Source organism: Chryseobacterium indologenes, from assembly GCF_018362995.1.
GTDB lineage: Bacteria > Bacteroidota > Bacteroidia > Flavobacteriales > Weeksellaceae > Chryseobacterium > Chryseobacterium indologenes_G.
This window is the reverse complement of the sequence record NZ_CP074372.1, coordinates 3,411,415-3,430,967: the sequence shown is the minus strand read 5'-3', so window position 1 is coordinate 3,430,967 and position 19,553 is coordinate 3,411,415. Positions and strand designations below refer to the sequence as shown.

Genomic DNA, 19,553 nt, shown 5'->3' with positions numbered 1-19,553 from the left:
TTTACAAACTTAATGGAATTCCTGCATAGAAATTCAATAGTTTAAGACTAAAAAGATAATTATATTTTGCCTGCGCTACTGATCCCTGTGCATTTGCATAATTATTTCTCGCTACATTGACGTCATAAATGGTTGTTCTTCCTGCCGCATAACTTTTGTCAGCAAAATCAAGAGCCAGTTTAGAACTTTTTTCAGCTTCCACAGCAGCAAGATAGTTTTCATAATTGGCATCTGCATCAAACTGAGCTTTCTGTATATTCTGTCTTACCGTTTGTTTCTGCTGTTCAAGGGTAATTTTGCTAACACTTTCATTTAATTTGGACTGCTCAACCTGTAGTTTTGTTTTTCCTTTATTGAAGATAGGAATATTAAGTGATAACCCTACATTTTGTCCAAACTGATCTTTATATTGTTCAAAAAAAGTTCCCTGTACAACTCCCTGAGGAACATTAAACTGCTTATTATAGAAAGTATTAAGACCGGCACTCGCTGTTAACGTAGGCCAGAATGCTGTTTTGCTTACCTCAGTTTGTGCTTCGGCAGACCTTATCCTGCTTTCAGCTGCTTTTATCTGAGGCTGTACATCATAGGCTTTTGTAAGAACATCATCAACAGTTATCAACTGGGATTCTAATGTTTCAGGAATCTCTACATTTTCCACATCAAAATCCTTATAATCTGAAAGTTGCAGAAGCTGAGCGATTGCAAACAGAGCCCTTCCTACGTTCACCTCCGCTGTTTTAAGATTCTGCTTCTCTCTTGCCCAAGCCGCGTCTGCTTCCGCTAAAACTGTCTGTGCAGTAGTCCCGACCTGAGTGGTGATCTGTGCTCTGTCACGTTGTTTTTTAGCATTTTCTACAGCGCTTTGAGAAATCTTCACAATTTCTTTGTTCAGTAAGGCGGTTAAATATTGTTGTGCAATTTGTACCGAGATATCATTTTTGATAGCTTCAATATCATACTGGCTGGCTTCTACATCAAACTGGAGTTTTCTTACATTCTTCTCCAATCTCCCATTATTATAAACCAAAACATCGGCACCTACACCAACACTGTTATTAAATCTGTCGTTTCTATAGCTTCCTGCTCCTAAAGATCCTTGTCCGAAACTCACTCCAGTAGTAACACTCCCCGATACGGAAGGCAAATAGTCTTTTTTGGCCGCTTTAAGGTTGTATTCCTGATTTTCTTTAGTATACTGATTTTGGATAACCTGAAGATTATGCTCCACTGCATAGCTTACGCATTCTTTTAAGGACCATTTCTTCTGAGCGCTTAACCCCAGATAACCTAATCCAAAAACGATGATCCAAACTTTTTTCATATTATGTAGATGTTTATTTGTTTTTAATGGTCATATGGAGTCGTGTCATCTTCATCAGTATTGTAAATGCAAATCACAGCGACTTCATATTAAGATTTTTCAATATTAGACGAATTAAATATAAAAAAGTTACAGATTGAAAAATTATATTTTTTTTTAAGAAAACTTTTGGGAATTTTGCACCATGACAAATGAACAATATCAGGAAGCTATTGACTGGCTTTTCGTGCAGATGCCCAACTATCAGATAGATGGACAGAAGGCTTATAAACCTGGGCTTGAAAATATTACAAAGCTTTGTGCTTTCTTTGGAAATCCCCAGGATAAAATAAAGTGCATCCATATCGGCGGGACCAACGGAAAGGGCTCTTCAAGCAATATGCTGGCATCCGTTCTTCAGGAGGCTGGTTATAAAACCGGATTATACAATTCTCCGCACCTGATAGACTTTACGGAACGTATTAAGGTTAACGGAAAAAACTGTAATAAAGAATTTGTCTTCGAGTTTATTCAAAAATTAAGAACACTTCCGGAGGATATCCGACCTTCTTTTTTTGAATTTACCACAATCATGGCTTTTGAATATTTTTATCAGCAACAGGTAGATTTTGCCATTATTGAAGTGGGACTGGGAGGAAGACTTGATTCAACAAATATTATTAAACCTTTGATCTCTTCTATTACAAATGTTCAGCTGGATCATCAGAATATTTTGGGAGATACCATTGAAGAAATTGCCACTGAGAAAGCGGGAATTATTAAAAATAATATCCCTTTTATTTCAGGTGACGAGAATGAAGCTGTCAAAAGTATCATCCGAGAGAAAGCGATTAAAGAAAATGCACCATTTATAGATGCTACTCTTCTTACCACAAACCTTGAATCTGACCTGAAAGGAAATTACCAGAAGAAAAATATCAGAGTTGTACTGGCGGCAGTAGAAGAATTAAGAAAACTGGAAGTACATATTTCTGAAGAAGATCTTGAAAACGGACTCCTTCATGTTCACCAGAATACAGGATTCATTGGTCGTTGGTTTGAATTTTCAAAAAATCCGCTTACGATTTGTGATACGGGACACAACCAGGCAGGTTTAGAGTATGTTTTTTCACAATTAAACTCAATTGACCGACACAAGCATGTCATTTTGGGGTTTGTAAATGACAAAAAAATAGATGATGTGATGAAATTACTTCCGGAAAATTCTGAGTTCTATTTTGCAAAACCATCCGTCAACAGGGGAAGACATCCGGAAGATTATGAAAATCTGCTTCAGGAGGCGAAAATTTTTTATAAAATTTTTGATTCTGTACAGGAAGCCTATCTTGCTGCAAAAGAACGATGTACAAATGAAGAAATGATTTTTATCGGCGGAAGTAACTTTGTAGTGGGAGATTTTTTAGAAAAAAATTTGGAGATTAAAGAATAAGTCGTATATTTGCACCACTCTAAACAAGAGAACAAGTCTAGAGGGTTCTTAGCTCAGTTGGTTCAGAGCATCTGGTTTACACCCAGAGGGTCGGGGGTTCGAATCCCTCAGGACCCACAGAAAAGGAAACGAAACCTTTCAAAAAAATTCGGGTTCTTAGCTCAGTTGGTTCAGAGCATCTGGTTTACACCCAGAGGGTCGGGGGTTCGAATCCCTCAGGACCCACAAAAATCTCTCAGGTTTCTGAGAGATTTTTTTATTTTATTTCTAAGCTATTTAAGAGTACTTTCTCCATTTCTTCTCATATTTATTTACCTTTGCCTGCAACTGAATTCGCCTGACGTGAAGGAACTCCATATCATATCATTCAATTATCCCTACCCTCCTTCTTATGGCGGGATCATTGATGTGTATCATAAGATCAAGGCTTTATCTGATCTGGGAATAAAAATCCACCTTCATTGCTTTGTAGACAAAATTCCTGTAAAGATTAATCCGGAAGTTGAAGAAATTACTGAAAATGTCTTTTTTTACAAAAAGAAAAAGAATCCGCTCCTCTATTTTTCAGGAATTCCTTTCGCTGCTGCAATAAGAGACTCTGATCTGCTTCTTAAAAATCTGGAAAAGATCAATGCTCCTATATTATTTGAAGGGCTGCAGACAACATCCGTCATCAGATTTCTGAAAAACAACAGGCGTGAACTATATCTCCGCCATCACAACAATGAAGCAGAATATTATAAAGGTCTTTCATTATCAGAAAAAAACATCTTTAAAAAGATTGTTTACAGAATTGAATCTTTAAAGTATAATGGATATCAGAAAAAGCTTTTAAACAAGTTTGAAGCTGTATTCTGTCTGTCTGAAAAGGAATATAATGAAGTAGAAACGTATTCGAAAAACGCACAGTTAATCCATATTTTCCATGGCAATCAATTGGTAAAGCAACTTGATAAAAAAGGAAATTATTTTCTTTTTCATGGAGACCTTACCACGGCAGATAACAAAAGAGCACTGATTGAAACTATTGATCTATTTAAAACGCTTCCACAGTATAAACTTCTTGTTGCCTCCGACCGTGCCAGTGAAGATATTAAAAAGAGGATTTCAGCGGTTGAAAATATCACCCTCACTCCTATCCTTACCACAGAAAACCTTCACCATCTTCTGGAAAATGCCCATGCCAACATTCTGATCTCTTACCAGAATTCAGGAACCAAGGTGAAGCTTTTCAACACCCTTTACAACAGTCGTTTTGTGATTATTAATGGAAATATTACAGATGATCCTATTTTGAAGGATTTATGCCTTTATGGGGCCAATATGGACGAAATTCGCCAACAGATCATCACCTCAGCAGAAAAAGACTATGATGATTCTGAAAAGAGAAAGGAAATCTTAGAAAAAACACATTCGGATCATGCTAAAGCCGAAGAGATGGTAAAGATTATTTTTAAAAATTAACCCTGTCTATCACTTTCTGGATATTGAATTCCTCAAGACAGGCCCAGTCTCCCCTGTAGCACTCTTTATCTCCAAAAACAGAACACGGTCTGCAGGTAAGGTCTTTTACCTGAACAACATCTTCTTCGCGCTGCCCGAATCCTAAAAATCCGGCATAGGGATGAGTAGCTCCCCAAATAGAAACACATCTTGTTCCTACAAGACTTGCAAGGTGCATATTCGCAGAATCCATGGAAATCATCAGTTCCAGCCCGGCAATATGATTCAGTTCTTCGGTAAGGTTTAATTTTCCAGCAAGATTTTTTGTATTAGGAATCTCACTTTCCCATCTTTCAAGGGTTTCAGTTTCTTTTTTACCTCCACCAAAGAAATATACCGTATGTTTCTGAGCAAGGATTCTGACCAGTTCATAGGATTTCTCCAGAGGAAGCATCTTTCCTTTATGTTGGGCAAAAGGGGCAAAGCCAATCCCTGATTTTTGTTCCGAAGTCGGTCTGAGTTGATGTGAAAGCTCAACCTTGAATCCCATTTTACGAAATACATCAGCATAACGCTCCACTGTTTTTTTCAGCTGTACTTTCTCAAGGTTCCATACATCTGTGAGGTGTTCTTTCTCCTCTTTACCCTTATCTATTTTGAAAACTTTAAGTCCTTTTCTTCTATATATTCTGTCTAAAACCTTGGTCCGGATAACGTCATGAAGATTGGCAATACAATCCGGATTAAACTCCCGGATCAGTTCATTACTCAATTTTCTCAATCCAAAGAGACCTTTATAGTCATCAAGATCAATTCCTTTAAAAGTAACATTGGGAATTCCTGCAAACAGTGCTTCGAAATTCTTTCTGGACACCATAATAATCTCCACACCGGGGTTCTGCTCAAGAAATTCTCTGAAAACAGGCACAGTCATCGCAACATCCCCGAATGCGGAAAAACGATATGCTAAAATTTTTGTCACGGCTATGATTTCAGTTGGTAAGCAACTGCATAAAACTTGATCTGTTTGGTCATTGCCATCAATCCGTTAGCTCTGGATGGCGAAAGAAATTCCTGCAATCCTATTTCCCCGATAAAATCAAAATCAGAATCCAGAATTTCCTGAGTGGACTGCCCGCTATAAATACTTACTAAAAGAGAAACGATTCCTTTGGGTAAAATACCGTCAGAATCTGCATTAAAGAAAAGTTTCCCATCTTTAAATTCAGCATCAATCCAAACTTTACTCTGGCAGCCTTTAATCAGATTTTCTTCCGTTTTTCTATCTTCCGGTAAGCCTTTCAGTTCTTTTCCGAGATCAATGATATACTCGTACTTTTGCTCCCAATCTTCAAGAAAAGCGAATTCGTCGATTATTTCCTGCTGTTTTTCTTTAATGGTCATTTTTAATCAAATTTCTTTTGCAAAGATAACCAATTTTGTAAAATTTATTACCGGGATGCTTTTTCAAAAAGCTGAAGGATTTTTGTTTCCTCATTCTCCCAGCAAAATACATCTGCAGCTTTGTTAAGTTCGCTCTGATAATACAGTCTTCCTCTTTCAAGAACGAGGTTAACCGCTTTTTCAATAGTTTCAGGTTTGTGATCGGTAATAATTTCTCCTACATTGAATTGATTTCTTATCCGCTGCATCTCCGGGAAATTAATCATAACAAGCGGAACTCTGGATTGAATATAGTCACAAACTTTATTGGGTAAGGAATAATAATAACTAACCCCGTTATTTTCTTCAAGACTGAAACCCATATCTGCTGTTTTGGTTACTTCTCTGAGGTTTTCAGGCTTCAGTTTACCAAGGAAAAAGACTTTGTCCTGCAGTTTTTCCTGAATGACAAGTTCCTCGTATGCTTTTTTCTTCGGTCCGTCACCTGCGATCTTCAGAACAGCATCTTTAATATGATGCATGGCTGCAATCATTTTTTCAATTCCTCTGGACTGGTTAATGGCTCCCTGATACAGAATAATTTTAGGATGGTTTTCAGGAATTTCAGGAGCAGAAAGAATTTTTCTCGGGATATTTCTGACAACTACCGGACTGACATTATATTTTTCGTGAAACCATTCAGCGTAGCTTTCACTTTCTGTCATCATAAACTTCACATGAGGAACCAGCTTTCTCTCCAGCACCCTCCAGAATTTTTGTGAAAACCTGTTTTGTACCGATGGCATTTCCGTGAAAATTTCATGACTGTCAAAGACCAATGGAATGTTCAGTTTTTTGGCAATGAGATAATTTGGCAGAAGTGCATCAATATCATTGGCATGAAGAATAGTATCTTTGTCAGCTTTTTTCTTAAGCTCATGGTATAATTTCCAGTTGAACTCAAAATAAGCCGTCTTTAGGCTTTTTGACGAAAGTCCAATTCTTGAAAAAGGATAAGGACGTTCCATTTTCTCATTTCCTTCCCAATCGTTTCCGATCAGTTCAATGGGATATCCGTTGTCAAAAAGGGTTTTGCATACCTTCTCTATTCGCTGATCGGTATACAAACTGCTAAAGGCAGACACTAGTATTTTTTTCTTCATTAATTTTTCTTGTCTAATATTAAATAATAGATCTGAATGAAACAAATGAGCCCGTTTGGAATGATAACCGGCCAAAGCATTCCATTGAAGATACCATAAATGACAAAACAAATACAGCCGATCATGTTAACTACTCTTATTTTTCTTACATCTTTCAGTATGAAACTCAATACGATAAAAAGAGATGCAGAATAGCCGACATAGGTGGTAATTTCAGTATTCATGGGGAAAATTTAAGGATAACAAACTTAATCATTTTCAATAAGATAATAAAATTTTTTCTGCCATAAAGTCATTAATTGATTTTTGGTAAAATATTTGTAATTTAGATAATGAATAAAAGGTAATGTTGCCTTTGTTCTAATGAGATATATTATGGATTATAAGTTTTCACAAGGTTTGAGCCAGGTGTTCAAACAAAGCAAAAGCGAAGCTAAACGGCTGAAAAGTGAATTTCTTAATACAGAACATCTACTTTTAGGTATTATAAAAACGGAAAACTCTGCAAAAGAAATCCTTCAAAACCTTAATGCGGATTTAACACAAATCAGAAGAAAAATTGAAACTTTAAATACAGCAAGTCTAAATCCTATTTCTGAGGAGGTTACCAATATTTCTTTCACCAAGATGGCAGACCATGCCATTAAGCGTGCGGAGTTAGAATGCCGACAATATAAAAGCAATGAAATTAATACCGTTCACCTGCTTTTAGGTATTCTTTATAAATATGAGGACCCTACTTCAAATATTCTGGGAGCTTATGACATCGACTATGAAGGAGTTTCAAGAGAATACCAGACTATGCTTAAAAATTCAGGCCAGTCTCCACAGATGAGTGCTTATGACGATGATGATGAGAGAGAAGAATTTGAGCAAATGAGAAAGCCTACAGGAAATCTAGGTTCTGCAAAAAGTAAAACGCCTACTTTGGATAACTTTGGTAGAGACCTTACTTCTTTGGCAAGGGATGGAAAACTAGACCCGGTAATAGGCCGTGAAAAAGAAATTGAGAGAGTTTCTCAGATCTTATCGCGTAGAAAGAAAAACAACCCTCTTCTTATCGGAGAGCCGGGAGTTGGTAAATCTGCCATTGCTGAAGGTTTAGCATTAAGAATTCAACAGAAAAAAGTGTCAAGAGTTCTTTACGGAAAACGTGTGATCACTTTGGATCTGGCAAGTTTAGTTGCCGGAACTAAATACCGTGGTCAGTTTGAAGAAAGAATGAAGGCGATCATGACGGAGCTGGAAAAAAACAGAGATGTCATCTTATTTATTGATGAGCTTCATACGATTGTAGGAGCTGGAAGTTCTACTGGAAGTTTAGATGCTTCCAATATGTTCAAACCTGCTTTGGCAAGAGGAGAAATTCAATGCATCGGGGCAACGACTCTGGATGAATACCGTCAGTATATTGAGAAAGACGGTGCTTTAGAAAGAAGATTCCAGAAAGTAATGGTGGAGCCTACTTCTATTGATGAAACCATTCAGATTCTGAACCAGATCAAAGATAAGTATGAAGAGCACCACAATGTAATTTATACTCCTGAAGCCATCACAGCGTGTGTGAATCTGACATCGAGATATATTACAGACCGTTTCTTACCAGACAAAGCTATTGATGCGATGGACGAAGCCGGATCCCGTGTTTACATCAAGAACATGAAAGTTCCTACCGAAATCATTGATTTTGAAAAGAAAATCGAAGATATTAAAGAACTGAAACAGAAAGCTGTAAAAGCACAGGATTATCTTGAAGCAAGAAAGCTTAAAGATGAGGAGGAACGTCTTCAGATGGAACTGAATGCTGCTCAGGAAAAATGGGATAAGGATGTAAAAGAGAAAAAAGAAACCGTAACGGAAGAAAATGTAGCGGAAGTGGTTTCTATGATGAGTGGAGTTCCTGTAACGAAAGTTGGCAAGAACGAGCTTGATAAGCTTGCCCAGATGGATGAAAAACTGAACGGAAAAGTAATCGGTCAGGAAGATGCTGTGAAAAAGGTTGTGAAAGCAATTCAAAGAAACAGAGCAGGTCTTAAAGATCCAAACCGTCCTATCGGTACATTTATTTTCCTTGGAACAACCGGGGTTGGTAAAACCGAGCTGGCTAAAGTAATGGCGAGAGAACTGTTTGAATCCGATGAATCTCTGATCAGAATTGACATGAGTGAATACATGGAGAAATTCGCCGTATCAAGATTAGTAGGTGCGCCTCCGGGATACGTAGGATATGAAGAAGGTGGTCAGCTGACTGAAGCGGTAAGAAGAAAACCTTATGCTGTGGTTCTTTTGGATGAGATTGAAAAAGCTCACCCGGATGTATTTAATATTCTGTTACAGATCCTTGATGAAGGACACGTTACAGACAGCTTAGGTAGAAAAATCGACTTCAGAAATACGATCATCATTCTTACCTCCAATATCGGAACCAGAGATCTAAAAGACTTTGGAGATGGTGTAGGATTCGGAACTTCAGCTAAAAAGACAAGCTCAGATACAAGAGCAAGAAGTACTATTGAAAGTGCCCTTAAGAAAGCATTTGCTCCTGAATTCTTAAACAGAATTGATGACATTGTGATCTTCAACTCTCTTGTCCAGGATGATATCAAGAAAATTATTGATATTGAATTGAACAAATTGTATGGCAGACTTGAAAAATTAGGATATAAAGTTGACTTAACTGAAGATGCTAAAAACTTCATTTCTGAAAAAGGATGGGATAAAGATTTCGGTGCAAGACCATTGAAACGTGCCATCCAGAAATACATTGAAGACTTATTGGCAGAAATGCTGGTAAACAAGCAATTGAATGAAGGAGAAACCGTAGTTCTTGACCTGAATGAGGCTAAAGACGGATTGATTGGAAAAACGCAGAAGGCGAAAAAATCAGCTGCTGAGAAATCTTCTCAATCTTAATTGAATAAATAATTTAATTTCAATAGAAAAGCACCGGAAAAATTCCGGTGCTTTTTGTTTTATAAGTTTTTGGCTAAAGCCCGTGCCTATTGATAAATCAGGCATTAAAGTCCCACCACAAATCCGATATTCGGAATCAGGCCACTTGAAAATACACTGGAATCCTCTTTCCAGAGTACATTATACATTAAACCCAGCTGCATAAAAGAATTATTCCCGATTCTTTGCATATACCCTCCTCCAAGATACAAAGCATTTTCTTCTGTATTGTATTTATAATCATAGTATTTATCCTTGTAATCAACAAAATAATGCTGATAGTTTGCTCCCACATAAAATGATCGGGCAAAATAATAATTGACAAAAGGTCCTACTCCAAACATGGTAGATTTATAATAGTCGGAAGTCTGCCACGATACACTTCCTACAACTCCTGCTTCAAGATCATCTGTCAGTCTGTAACCCACTCTTGGGGAAGCAGACAGATTAAAAGCACTGTTACTCCCGAATCCTAATCCGATTCCTCCTCCAAAGGTCCATTTGCTGTTTTCCTGCACCGGAGTTCCTACTGAAACCTGGGAAAACGCTGACCCTGAGGTGATCAGCATCATTGAAATAATAATTTTTTTCATATGTAGATATATTTGTTGTGATGATATTATATGCTTCTATCTTTGTTAATAGTACGCTATAATGGCAATTACGATTAACATCGTTTTTATCAATGTTTAAAATTATGGTTTTTTTACGACATTATTAATTGTACTTTTGCCGCATCAAACTAAGAACTCCCGTTAAGAGTTTCGTAAAATTGAAATACAATGAAAGTAGTAGTAGGCCTCTCCGGAGGTGTAGATTCTAGTGTTACAGCGTATTTGCTGCAGCAGCAGGGCCATGAAGTAGTGGCTTTATTCATGAGAAACTGGAACGATGCTTCCGTAACATTAGAAGATGAATGTCCCTGGATTGAGGACAGTAATGATGCCCTTATGGTGGCGCAAAAGCTTGGAATTCCTTTCCAGGTGATCGATATGAGTGAACTTTATAAGGAACGTATTGTTGATTATATGTTTGCCGAATACGAAAAAGGAAGAACTCCCAACCCGGATGTATTGTGTAACAGAGAAGTAAAATTCGACGTATTTATGAAGACGGCGATGTCTTTGGGTGCAGATAAGGTGGCAACCGGACATTATGCAAGAGTAAACTCTACTTTTGACGAAAACGGGAAAGAAATTTTCCATCTTCTTGCCGGAAAAGACAACAATAAAGATCAGTCTTATTTCCTTTGTCAGCTGAGTCAGGATCAACTTTCAAAAGCTTTATTCCCTATTGGTGAACTTACAAAACCTCAGGTAAGAGAAATCGCAAAGGAGATCGGATTGGTAACTGCTGATAAAAAAGATTCTCAGGGATTGTGTTTTATCGGGAAAGTGAGCCTGCCACAGTTCTTACAGCAGCAATTAAAACCTAATGAAGGAGAAATTGTAGAAATTTTCAAAGATTCACCTTTATTTTCGGAAGAAAAACCTGAATTCACCTCAAAAGAAGAAGAACTCGAGTTTTTATCCAGAAAAATCAATTATAAAAAATCTGACGGAAAAGTAATCGGGAAACATCAGGGAGCCCAGTTTTTCACCATCGGACAAAGCCGTGGCCTTGGAATAGGCGGACACAAAGAAAGCTGCTTTATCATCTCCAGAGAGATGGAAAACAATATCATTTTCGTGGGAGAAGGAAGCCACTTCCCTGGCCTTCACAAAAAAGCACTGAAAATAGATAATTCTGAACTGCACTGGGTACGTGAAGATATGAAACTTCAGAATGGTGAATCTATGGAAGTAATGGCCAGATTCCGATACAGACAGTCTTTGCAGAAAGCCACTTTGTATCAGTTTGAAAATGCATTATATATTGAGTTTGATGAACTTCAGTCTGCTATTGCGGAAGGACAGTTTGCTGCCTGGTATATGGATGATGAACTTATCGGAAGCGGTGTGATTGCGTAAGGGATACGAGGTTCGTGTTTCGGGGTTGTGGAATTAGAGACTGGAAATTTTAAAATAAAATATTTTTTAAATTTTTCTGTAACGTTTTTTAAGTTGTCTTACTTACTGAGTAAATAACAATAAAAAATTACTATGAAAACAACTACAAGAAACCGCTATGCTTATGCAAATAATATCCTGATCACAATTGTATCTGCAGTCTTTGGCTATAATTTCTATCAGTCAATTGTACATCCGGAAAAGTCAAATATCGCTATCAGCCTTATTTTAGTGGTGATCACCTCCGTTATGGTTCGAAAATATGGCTACAGGCCCATAAAAGAAAAAAAGTAAGAGATTTGATCTCAATACCTTATTATAAAGCCCGGAACAGTTTTGTTTCGGGTTTCTTTTTTATGAAACAATTACTTTATCTTTTTGTTGATATGGCTCATGATAAGAAACACTGCCACAATACATTCCAGAATTAAAATTATAATGAGAAATCCAACGGGTTTTCCCAACATGATTCCCCTTATCAGTTTTATAGTTCCCAGTAAAAAAATGAAGCCTGTGAAATACAATGTAGTTTTCGAAATGGCTTCTCTCCAGGAATTTAAAATAAAAACTGAAGCATAGAATCCGAGAACCAGGATGAGATAAAATTTCAGAAAGTCCGGGCCTTTGATAATAATGGGATTCCATGTCTGACATTCTGCCATAAGCCATATAAAGCTTATTACAACGGGAGCTGAGTGAATGATTAGCTTTTTCATATTGGTTATTTTTTTATCCTCCACATCCACCACAACCACCGCAGCCTCCGCCACAACCACCTCCTCCGCTGCAGCTTGATCCTCCACAGCTTCCGCCACCTCCTCCATCATTGCTTTGCTTATCCTTTCTATTGGGATCAGAGATTTCATGATCTCCTATGATTGAGGTTATTGTTCCCAGAATAAAAATAATGGCAAAAACCACTGCTGTAACCAGCAATCCGGTGAAGCCACCTCCTTCAGAACAAGAGATCAGCAGCAGTAAAACAAAGACCGGAGCAAAAAAGGCCATCTTTCTCATCCAGCGCTTAACTTTAGATTCTTTCTTCTTCCCTTTCCAGATTTCTTCAGGTGCTTCCTGCTGAAATACATTCCTGTAACCAGACAGAGTATCTTCAAACCAGTTCTCATGTTTCACTCTTTCTATGTTTCCACCTTGAGAAGGATAATGATGAAGTGCCCTTTTTAAAATATTCGGGCAGAACTCTTCCCAATAATTCTGGGTATAGATCAGATGCATATGCCATACTTTATCCACTATTTCGCTGGGAGAAGCTCCATTGGGAAGAATACAGCAGAGATAGACAAACTTTTTATATTCTTCAATCGCTTTTTTTGCGAAATCAAGGCTCCAGCTTTCTTCTTTTGCAAGTTTTTTTGAAAAAGGAAAAGCAGCGCCGGGAGCATCCAGAGAAAATCCCTGTATACGGTTCCAGAGGGATTCATCTTTTAATAACATTCTTGTTTCCATTGTTTTAAATTTTGTTTTCTATTCAAATATCAATGGATTTTAAAATATAAAAGTCCCTCAAAAGTCTTTTTTAGTTTGATAAAAATCTTAAATTAGTCTTATAAAACTAAAATTAATCTGACCATAAAAAATAAACAGATGAAAAAGGAAGATATATTGCATCTTGAAAAGCTGATGAATTTCTTAAGCCGTCACTTTTTAAAGAAAAATCACTGGGAAGATGTCACCAAAACAGAATGGTCTTACATCAGCGCAGAACTCAACGAACTCATTATCAATGATCATTCAGAGAAAGAAATAAAAAAAGAACCGGATCTTCTGGGAACCAATTACCTGTATGAACACCTGATCATCAATAAACTGAAAAAATTCAGACAGAATGAAAACGCAGTTCTCAGCAGGCCCAATCTTGCAAAACTGAGTCATATTGTCAAAGTTCTGGGCTACTCCAATTATATAGACTTCATCAATTCCACTACGGAGTCTTTCAATTTCAATGACCTGAAAATTGAGATGAATAATGTAAATCTGAATACGACTCTTTTAGACCGTTTGGTGGGCTGTTGGTATTCTTATAACAGAAATCTGCCTGACAATCCTTTAATGGCAAAAGAAGACCGCATATGGCGCTCTGCAATGGAAATTTATAAGTCAGAAACAACCGGAGAATATTTTATTGAACGAAGCGGTGGTGATCATCACAAATATTTTGGTAAGGTAACCGCATATTCAGACTATGTTTTTATCATCATGAACAGCAATACTTTTATCCGTCAGCGGCATTTTATTTCAAGAATAAAAGACATTAAAGAAAAGCTTAAGAATCCGGACTATAAACTCCACGAAATCCATTTCATAAGCACCTGCATCAGTTTCAATCAGGAACCGATAGCTTTGTTTGAAATCTTCAGGAAAGCAGACAGAAAGAACTTTATTTCCGACTCCATAAGCTTCCCCATTGACAGCGATGAAATTCCGGAATCTATCCTTAAACAGCTTGAAGACACCGAATCTAACAGGATTGATTACAGATAATTGCAACATTTAAAATAAAAGATTAAAATAGATGCTCTCTGGCCATGTATAGATCTGTTGCCATGGAATAATACTATTCCAATCTTTCTTATGTCTAGAATACATTTAACTCTTAAAAATCAATCTATTACGATAATAATTTTCTAAATTGATAGTTCTAAATATGAACCTTTCAATTGTCTTGCTATGGAATATTATGAATTGTATGAAGTTTTGAAAAGTCATTTTGATTCCGGAAAAGAGAGGGTTGAACTCAAGGAATTGAATGTAATGATTGAATCTGTTCCTTTTGAATCGAAGGTTTCTGACCTGCTTTATGGTTCGGAACATCAACATTGCAGGAAACATCAGAAATCATTGGAAATCAATGAAAAAGGTTATTTGTTTTACGGTCAGCCTGCCGTAGACATCAAAGATTTCGATATTGAATGCAATAAAAGGTTTACCTATTATATCTTGAAAAACGCAGATATAGAAACCGCCAAAGGATGTATCTTTTTCTTTCATGGCCTGAATGAAAAGAAATGGGACAAATATCTTCCTTGGGCATATGAACTTGCCCAGAGAACACAAAAAGCTGTTATTCTCTTTCCTATTGCTTTTCATATGGATCGTGCAGAACCTATCTGGAGTGACCGCCATCACATGATGGAAGTAGTTCGTTTCAGGAAGAAAAAATATCCGGAAAATATGAATTTCTCCTATGTGAATGCTGCCATAAGCTCAAGACTAGAAGCCCATCCTCAAAGGATATTCTGGTCCGGACTGCAGACTTATTCTGATGTTACTGAAGTGGTGAAAGACATTAAAAACAATAAAATAAAAGGGATTTCCCCGGAAGCAGATCTGGATTTATTTGGCTACTCTATTGGTTCTTTTCTTTCAATGATCATTAAAATGGCAGATCCCAGCCATTACTTTACGCAATCTAAAGTTTTCTGCTTTTGTGGAGGAATGACCATTGACCGCATGTTCCCGATCTCCAAATACATTATGGATACGCAGGCTACTATTAAAATGCAGTCAGTCTTCACAGAGTTGCTGAGTTCTGATTTCAAATCAGATACCCGTTTGAAACATTATCAGAATGAAGATCTTCATCCGCAGGAAAGCTGGTTCAAAAAAATGCTCCGCTACAATTATTTTCAAAAGGAAAGGGAAGAAAGAATTCATGAAATTCAGTCCCAGATAAAAGCGTACGTATTGGAAAAAGACAGTGTTGCCCCTCCAATGGAAGCATTGAATACTTTACGCGGAGGCTACAGGAATATAAATGTAGATGTAGAAATCAAAGATTTTCCGTTTGAATATTCCCATATGGTTCCGTTTCCTCTTGCCCACAGGCACAAGAAAGAAGTTACGGAAGCTTTTCACCAGTTTATACAATCTGCCAGTAACTTTTATAACTCCTGATAATTATTTTTCAGGTATAGAAAAGGGAAAGGAACAGTTTAAAAATCAATAATATAAGATCCATGGTGTTTGTTTTTGTATGATGAGGAAGTTAAAATCCTTCCTTGTTGATCAACTGACCAGCCAATCTTTGAAATCTCTGACACGGTCTCTGCTTACCGTAATTTCTTCCTCAGGCTGAAACTCCATATCCACTTTATAGTAAGGTGATGTATGGATATTTTTAATATAATCTGAACTCACAATAAACTGTCTGTTTACCCGGAAAAACTTTTTCTCATCCAGAACATCTTCCAGCTCATCAAGCGTAAAATCTGATGGATAGGTACGCTCTTCCGTCTGAAGGTAAACGATTTTATTCTCACTGAAAAAACAGCTTATTTCCTGAGTCTGGATAATTTTAAGATTATACCCGATTTTTACCAGAACTCTGGACAGCGTAGATTTCTCTTTTCTGATCAGCTGTTTGATATCCTGAGAACCATTCGTGTTATTGGCAGGAATAAAGGATTTAAACTTCTCTATTGCTCCTTCCAGATCTTCATCAAGAATGGGTTTTAAAAGATAATCGATACTGTTCAGCTTAAAAGCTTTCAGAGTATACTGATCAAAAGCAGTGGTATAGATGATGAACCCTTTTGTCGGAATTTTTTCAAAGATGTCGAAAGACAATCCGTCACCTAAAACAATATCAGAAAATATCAGTTGCGGATGTTCGTTTTCAGAAAACCAGGCTACTCCTTCTTCTACTGACTCTATTTTCGCAACGATCTCAATTTCAGGGAAATTATTCAGCATACGTTCTAACTTCCTTGAAGCAGGTTTTTCATCTTCTATAATGACAGTTTTGATCATTGAGCTTTAATTTTGGTTTTTAGATTTTAGGAAATAAAGTTAGATAAAAGCGGGCACATTTTAATATTTTATCGACTTTTTCTCCTTCTCAAGCTCTTTTTCAATCATGTTTCTTTCCCATTCGGAATCAAAAAGAAACAGTTTTACGGCTTTAATAAGGATTATAAATCCCCAGATCCCAAGGATGGTATACCTGTCAAATAATCGAAAATTAATCATCTTTTCGCCAAAAATATCATCAGGAATAATAAGAACAGCAAAAACGGCAAATATAAAAATGCTTTTATAGAATTTTCTGATGTTCTTTGTTCTTTCAGTTGCAGTTTCGTAATCCATGATCATGTAAGTTTTTAATTATGATTATTAGAATGATTTTATTTTACTTTTTTCCTCTTTCTCCATCAGCTCTTTTATCTTTTTTTCTTCCCAGCTTTTTCCAATTCCGAATACGTTTATTGCATGAAACGTAATTCCTATTCCCCAGCCCAGCATTGGCCATAAAAACCATAAGTATCCTGGAGCAGTCACAAGGTTCAGGATTGCCAGAAATGGAATAACAATACAGTAAGAAGTAAGATTTCCATAAAACTCTTTTAATTCTTTTACTCTTCTGGATGCCTTTCTGTAAGCGATCGTTTCTTTATTTGGTAAAATTTCCATAATGTTTTGTTTTTAAAGGTTAATTTGTTTTTTCTTGAGTCAAAGGTAGGTCAGGAAAAGAGCTCAAATCAATTTTATATTACCGAATGGTAGATTATGCTACCCGAATCGTAAAAACAGGTAATTAATAGATAAACGGAATCAGTTTCTTTGTACTTTTTCTGTATTCAAGATACTCATCACCGAACTGTTCTACCAAAGCCTGCTCTTCAATCTTAATCCTGTAGGCAAAAGCCAGAAACGGAGGTACAAAAGCAAAGATTAAAGACAGCCAGTTATTGAGATACAAGCCCAACCCAAGAGAGGTCAGCAGAGAAAAAGCGTATGAAGGATGTCTCAGGTATTTATAAAACCCTTCTTTTTTGATTTTATGATCCTGTCTGATGGTAACATCTACCGTAAAGTATTTTCCAAGAGATCTGATGATCATATATCTGAAAATAATTCCGGTAAGAATGAGGATTTCCCCAAGATAAAGAATCCAGTTTCCGTCAACAATCGTAAAGTGAGTGTTATAAGAGACGAATATCGAACTCATGATAGAAAAAGGAATGGCAAGCCACAGAATATTCAAGGTTGATTTGTCTTTGTTCTTTTGATCTTCTTTACCGGATTTCAATATGTTTTTGTAAAGAAATTCAGTGACAAACCAGGCACCCATTGAAATATAGAACAAAGTTGATAAAGTATTCATTTTTAATGAGTTTTTAAAGTTAAAGTGTTTTGACTAAAAAATGGTAATTTCTTTACTGATCTTTCTGTTTATCCATCAGTTCTTTAATCTTATTATCTTCCCATTTCCTGATAAAATTAGCACGAGGCAGAAAAACTGTAAAAGCGTGTGCTGCAAGTCCTATTCCCCAAAAAGTGGCTGTAAAAAAGTTTTTAAACTGAAAATAACTTTCACCGGGTTTCAGGTTCATACAATTATAGACCACGATCATGGCATTCACTGCGATATAAGCGAATAAATGCCCGTAAAAACCCCGTAATCTTTCCACCTGTCTTCTGGCACGCTGATATTCAATATCATTTTCGTCAAATCTTTCCATCGCTTTATTTTTTTTGTTTGTTCATAATTTCACGAATCTTCTTTTCCTGCCATGATTCTCCTACTCCAAACACCTGAAATGCATGGGAAGCAACCCCAATTCCCCAACCCAGTACCGGAAACCAGAACCAGTGTGTTCTGCTGCTTGTAAAAAGGTTGATAAAAATTAAAAAAGAAGACACCGTACAGTAAGAGATCAGGTTTTTATAAAATCCTTTGATTTCTTTTACCCTCTTCTGTGCTCTTTTGTAAGCTTCAGACTCATCTTCAGGTTCTGAGCTGGCAATATGAGGCTTAGCTAAAAGCATCGGAAGTTTTACTTTAAAATGATCCTCTGATTTTTCTATAAATACATTTCGATCCGTAAGCAGAGAATAACGCTGCACAATATTCGATAGCCCAATTCCTGAGCTTTCTTTGATCTGTTCTCTTACCTGTAAATTATTTTCAATACAAAGTATATTTCCGGCTGAAAAAATTCTTATAACCAAAGGTTTTGATGACGTAGCAAAATTATGTTTGATACAGTTTTCCAGCAGCAGCTGTAAAGATAGCGGAACCACATATTTCTGGTAATCTTCCTGAGCAATATCAAAAGTAAAATCTACACTGTCTTCAAACCTTGTTTTCAAAAGGTCGCAGTATGTTCTGGCAAATTCTATCTCATCTTCCACCGTTACCAACTCTTTATCTTTCTGTTCAAGTACATAACGGTAAATCTTTGACATTGAAGCGGTAAACTTCTGAGCCTGGCGAGGATTTTCATCAATCAGTGAGCTTAGAACATTCAGAGAGTTGAAAAGGAAATGAGGGTCCAGCTGATTCTTTAAACTTTCAAATTGGGCATTTGCTGATTTTGCGATAAGCTTCTGCTCTACCACTTCTTTTCTGGAAGTCTTTTTCAGCTCTTCCATAAAGCTTTTTGCATGAAGGAAAGCAGAGATCAGAAGAGCAATATTGATCATGAACCAATTGGTTACTCCATATTTTGAAGAGAAAAATTCTTGTATGGTAGCCGTTTTCTGAATCACGACATAGTTCATATAATTACAGAAATAGACCAGAATAAAGTTTCCGATAATAATGGAAATAATACTTAATACGGCTCTCGTGCGGGTAGCTTCGGACCAGGGAAATTTTCGGTTGAGGAATTCATTGATAAATCCGTTTCCAAATCCCAGCACAAAAGAATACATGGTAGAAAGGAGCAGCGTGATCAAAAAAGTCTGCACCGTCTTTTCATCATTAAAAAACAAAAAGAAAAACAAGGTAGTTCCTAATGATGTCCAAAGTAATGTGGTAAAATATTTACGCTTCATGATCTGTTTTCTTGACTCAAAATTAGTTTTTATTAAAGGTATCAAAAATT

Annotated in this window: 21 protein-coding genes and 2 tRNA genes; 9 read left to right on the top strand and 14 right to left on the bottom strand. The window is 36.7% G+C overall.

The features are described from left to right. Position 1: 1 nt before the first annotated feature. Complete coding sequence (locus tag DYR29_RS15515) at positions 2-1,324, bottom strand: TolC family protein (RefSeq protein ID WP_213277573.1); 1,323 nt, start codon at positions 1,322-1,324, stop codon at positions 2-4. A 184-nt stretch (positions 1,325-1,508) separates the two neighbouring features. On the opposite strand from DYR29_RS15515, the gene DYR29_RS15510 reads away from it, so the two are divergent. The 4 genes from DYR29_RS15510 (at position 1,509) to DYR29_RS15495 (ending at position 4,217) form a co-directional block, all read left to right on the top strand. Further along, on the top strand, positions 1,509-2,753 hold the full coding sequence (locus DYR29_RS15510) for a bifunctional folylpolyglutamate synthase/dihydrofolate synthase (protein ID WP_213277572.1): 1,245 nt from the start codon (positions 1,509-1,511) through the stop codon (positions 2,751-2,753). 42 nt (positions 2,754-2,795) lie between these two features. After that, positions 2,796-2,870 (top strand) — tRNA-Val (locus DYR29_RS15505). Positions 2,871-2,903: 33 nt separating this feature from the next. Beyond that, positions 2,904-2,978, top strand: a tRNA-Val gene (locus DYR29_RS15500). A 117-nt stretch (positions 2,979-3,095) separates the two neighbouring features. After that, positions 3,096-4,217 (top strand): hypothetical protein, encoded by a 1,122-nt coding sequence (locus tag DYR29_RS15495; protein ID WP_213277571.1) that lies wholly within the window; start codon positions 3,096-3,098, stop codon positions 4,215-4,217. Here DYR29_RS15495 and DYR29_RS15490 read toward each other — a convergent pair. Genes DYR29_RS15490 through DYR29_RS15475 form a run of 4 tightly spaced genes read right to left on the bottom strand, consistent with a single transcriptional unit; the run spans position 4,207 to position 6,966 of the window. Then, positions 4,207-5,130 (bottom strand): glycosyltransferase family 9 protein, encoded by a 924-nt coding sequence (locus DYR29_RS15490; protein ID WP_213280638.1) that lies wholly within the window; start codon positions 5,128-5,130, stop codon positions 4,207-4,209. The two genes, DYR29_RS15495 and DYR29_RS15490, sit on opposite strands and share 11 nt — an antisense overlap. Positions 5,131-5,180: 50 nt before the next feature. Continuing rightward, the gene (locus tag DYR29_RS15485; RefSeq protein WP_213277570.1) at positions 5,181-5,600 is read right to left on the bottom strand and encodes a SufE family protein; all 420 of its coding nucleotides are present in this window, start codon (positions 5,598-5,600) and stop codon (positions 5,181-5,183) included. Between the two features lie 47 nt (positions 5,601-5,647). Then, complete coding sequence (locus DYR29_RS15480) at positions 5,648-6,742, bottom strand: glycosyltransferase (RefSeq protein WP_213277569.1); 1,095 nt, start codon at positions 6,740-6,742, stop codon at positions 5,648-5,650. Beyond that, the gene (locus DYR29_RS15475) at positions 6,742-6,966 is read right to left on the bottom strand and encodes a uroporphyrinogen decarboxylase (RefSeq protein WP_142717441.1); all 225 of its coding nucleotides are present in this window, start codon (positions 6,964-6,966) and stop codon (positions 6,742-6,744) included. The genes DYR29_RS15480 and DYR29_RS15475 overlap by 1 nt, the downstream gene beginning before the upstream one ends. 151 nt (positions 6,967-7,117) lie before the next feature. Between DYR29_RS15475 and DYR29_RS15470 the strand changes: the two genes are divergently transcribed. Beyond that, on the top strand, positions 7,118-9,655 hold the full coding sequence (locus DYR29_RS15470; protein WP_047422474.1) for an ATP-dependent Clp protease ATP-binding subunit: 2,538 nt from the start codon (positions 7,118-7,120) through the stop codon (positions 9,653-9,655). 104 nt (positions 9,656-9,759) lie between these two features. Here DYR29_RS15470 and DYR29_RS15465 read toward each other — a convergent pair whose 3' ends face one another. Then, positions 9,760-10,287, bottom strand: a complete 528-nt coding sequence (locus DYR29_RS15465) for a hypothetical protein (RefSeq protein WP_213277568.1) — start codon at positions 10,285-10,287, stop codon at positions 9,760-9,762. Between the two features lie 189 nt (positions 10,288-10,476). Between DYR29_RS15465 and mnmA the strand changes: the two genes are divergently transcribed. Together mnmA and DYR29_RS15455 are read left to right on the top strand one after the other, a co-directional pair. After that, positions 10,477-11,664, top strand: coding sequence for a tRNA 2-thiouridine(34) synthase MnmA (gene mnmA, locus DYR29_RS15460; RefSeq protein ID WP_213277567.1), 1,188 nt, complete (start codon positions 10,477-10,479; stop codon positions 11,662-11,664). Positions 11,665-11,796: 132 nt separating this feature from the next. Beyond that, positions 11,797-11,997, top strand: a complete 201-nt coding sequence (locus DYR29_RS15455) for a hypothetical protein (RefSeq protein WP_213277566.1) — start codon at positions 11,797-11,799, stop codon at positions 11,995-11,997. A gap of 71 nt (positions 11,998-12,068) precedes the next feature. On the opposite strand, the gene DYR29_RS15450 is transcribed toward DYR29_RS15455, so the two are convergent. Together DYR29_RS15450 and DYR29_RS15445 are read right to left on the bottom strand one after the other, a co-directional pair. After that, entirely contained in the window at positions 12,069-12,419 is a 351-nt protein-coding gene (locus tag DYR29_RS15450; RefSeq protein WP_213277565.1) for a hypothetical protein, read from the bottom strand. Between the two features lie 13 nt (positions 12,420-12,432). After that, positions 12,433-13,170 carry a glycine-rich domain-containing protein gene (locus DYR29_RS15445; RefSeq protein ID WP_213277564.1) on the bottom strand — a complete coding sequence of 246 codons (738 nt, stop codon included), beginning with the start codon at positions 13,168-13,170 and terminating at the stop codon, positions 12,433-12,435. A 138-nt stretch (positions 13,171-13,308) separates the two neighbouring features. Between DYR29_RS15445 and DYR29_RS15440 the strand changes: the two genes are divergently transcribed. Next, the gene (locus DYR29_RS15440) at positions 13,309-14,205 is read left to right on the top strand and encodes a hypothetical protein (protein WP_213277563.1); all 897 of its coding nucleotides are present in this window, start codon (positions 13,309-13,311) and stop codon (positions 14,203-14,205) included. A 186-nt stretch (positions 14,206-14,391) separates the two neighbouring features. After that, the gene (locus DYR29_RS15435) at positions 14,392-15,618 is read left to right on the top strand and encodes a DUF6051 family protein (RefSeq protein ID WP_213277562.1); all 1,227 of its coding nucleotides are present in this window, start codon (positions 14,392-14,394) and stop codon (positions 15,616-15,618) included. A gap of 111 nt (positions 15,619-15,729) precedes the next feature. Here DYR29_RS15435 and DYR29_RS15430 read toward each other — a convergent pair whose 3' ends face one another. From DYR29_RS15430 to DYR29_RS15405, 6 genes are all read right to left on the bottom strand, one after another. Next, positions 15,730-16,473 (bottom strand): LytR/AlgR family response regulator transcription factor, encoded by a 744-nt coding sequence (locus DYR29_RS15430; RefSeq protein ID WP_213277561.1) that lies wholly within the window; start codon positions 16,471-16,473, stop codon positions 15,730-15,732. A gap of 60 nt (positions 16,474-16,533) precedes the next feature. Then, the gene (locus tag DYR29_RS15425) at positions 16,534-16,809 is read right to left on the bottom strand and encodes a 2TM domain-containing protein (protein ID WP_213277560.1); all 276 of its coding nucleotides are present in this window, start codon (positions 16,807-16,809) and stop codon (positions 16,534-16,536) included. Positions 16,810-16,836: 27 nt separating this feature from the next. Beyond that, the gene (locus tag DYR29_RS15420; RefSeq protein WP_213277559.1) at positions 16,837-17,133 is read right to left on the bottom strand and encodes a 2TM domain-containing protein; all 297 of its coding nucleotides are present in this window, start codon (positions 17,131-17,133) and stop codon (positions 16,837-16,839) included. A 124-nt stretch (positions 17,134-17,257) separates the two neighbouring features. Next, entirely contained in the window at positions 17,258-17,827 is a 570-nt protein-coding gene (locus DYR29_RS15415) for a methyltransferase family protein (RefSeq protein ID WP_213277558.1), read from the bottom strand. A 52-nt stretch (positions 17,828-17,879) separates the two neighbouring features. After that, entirely contained in the window at positions 17,880-18,185 is a 306-nt protein-coding gene (locus tag DYR29_RS15410) for a 2TM domain-containing protein (RefSeq protein WP_213277557.1), read from the bottom strand. Between the two features lie 4 nt (positions 18,186-18,189). Then, complete coding sequence (locus tag DYR29_RS15405) at positions 18,190-19,503, bottom strand: 2TM domain-containing protein (RefSeq protein ID WP_213277556.1); 1,314 nt, start codon at positions 19,501-19,503, stop codon at positions 18,190-18,192. Between the last annotated feature and the right edge of the window lie 50 nt (positions 19,504-19,553).

Bases quoted from the DNA above. Each gene is read 5' to 3' on its own strand.
- DYR29_RS15405 (WP_213277556.1), bottom strand. From the start codon at position 19,503: ATGAAGCGTAAATATTTTACCACATTACTTTGGACATCATTAGGAACT.
- mnmA (WP_213277567.1), top strand. From the start codon at position 10,477: ATGAAAGTAGTAGTAGGCCTCTCCGGAGGTGTAGATTCTAGTGTTACA.
- DYR29_RS15420 (WP_213277559.1), bottom strand. From the start codon at position 17,133: ATGGAAATTTTACCAAATAAAGAAACGATCGCTTACAGAAAGGCATCC.
- DYR29_RS15410 (WP_213277557.1), bottom strand. From the start codon at position 18,185: ATGGAAAGATTTGACGAAAATGATATTGAATATCAGCGTGCCAGAAGA.
- DYR29_RS15415 (WP_213277558.1), bottom strand. From the start codon at position 17,827: ATGAATACTTTATCAACTTTGTTCTATATTTCAATGGGTGCCTGGTTT.
- DYR29_RS15475 (WP_142717441.1), bottom strand. From the start codon at position 6,966: ATGAATACTGAAATTACCACCTATGTCGGCTATTCTGCATCTCTTTTT.
- DYR29_RS15510 (WP_213277572.1), top strand. From the start codon at position 1,509: ATGACAAATGAACAATATCAGGAAGCTATTGACTGGCTTTTCGTGCAG.
- DYR29_RS15430 (WP_213277561.1), bottom strand. From the start codon at position 16,473: ATGATCAAAACTGTCATTATAGAAGATGAAAAACCTGCTTCAAGGAAG.
- DYR29_RS15425 (WP_213277560.1), bottom strand. From the start codon at position 16,809: ATGGATTACGAAACTGCAACTGAAAGAACAAAGAACATCAGAAAATTC.
- DYR29_RS15465 (WP_213277568.1), bottom strand. From the start codon at position 10,287: ATGAAAAAAATTATTATTTCAATGATGCTGATCACCTCAGGGTCAGCG.
- DYR29_RS15490 (WP_213280638.1), bottom strand. From the start codon at position 5,130: ATGACTGTGCCTGTTTTCAGAGAATTTCTTGAGCAGAACCCCGGTGTG.
- DYR29_RS15440 (WP_213277563.1), top strand. From the start codon at position 13,309: ATGAAAAAGGAAGATATATTGCATCTTGAAAAGCTGATGAATTTCTTA.
- DYR29_RS15470 (WP_047422474.1), top strand. From the start codon at position 7,118: ATGGATTATAAGTTTTCACAAGGTTTGAGCCAGGTGTTCAAACAAAGC.
- DYR29_RS15480 (WP_213277569.1), bottom strand. From the start codon at position 6,742: ATGAAGAAAAAAATACTAGTGTCTGCCTTTAGCAGTTTGTATACCGAT.
- DYR29_RS15445 (WP_213277564.1), bottom strand. From the start codon at position 13,170: ATGGAAACAAGAATGTTATTAAAAGATGAATCCCTCTGGAACCGTATA.
- DYR29_RS15450 (WP_213277565.1), bottom strand. From the start codon at position 12,419: ATGAAAAAGCTAATCATTCACTCAGCTCCCGTTGTAATAAGCTTTATA.
- DYR29_RS15485 (WP_213277570.1), bottom strand. From the start codon at position 5,600: ATGACCATTAAAGAAAAACAGCAGGAAATAATCGACGAATTCGCTTTT.
- DYR29_RS15435 (WP_213277562.1), top strand. From the start codon at position 14,392: ATGGAATATTATGAATTGTATGAAGTTTTGAAAAGTCATTTTGATTCC.
- DYR29_RS15455 (WP_213277566.1), top strand. From the start codon at position 11,797: ATGAAAACAACTACAAGAAACCGCTATGCTTATGCAAATAATATCCTG.
- DYR29_RS15515 (WP_213277573.1), bottom strand. From the start codon at position 1,324: ATGAAAAAAGTTTGGATCATCGTTTTTGGATTAGGTTATCTGGGGTTA.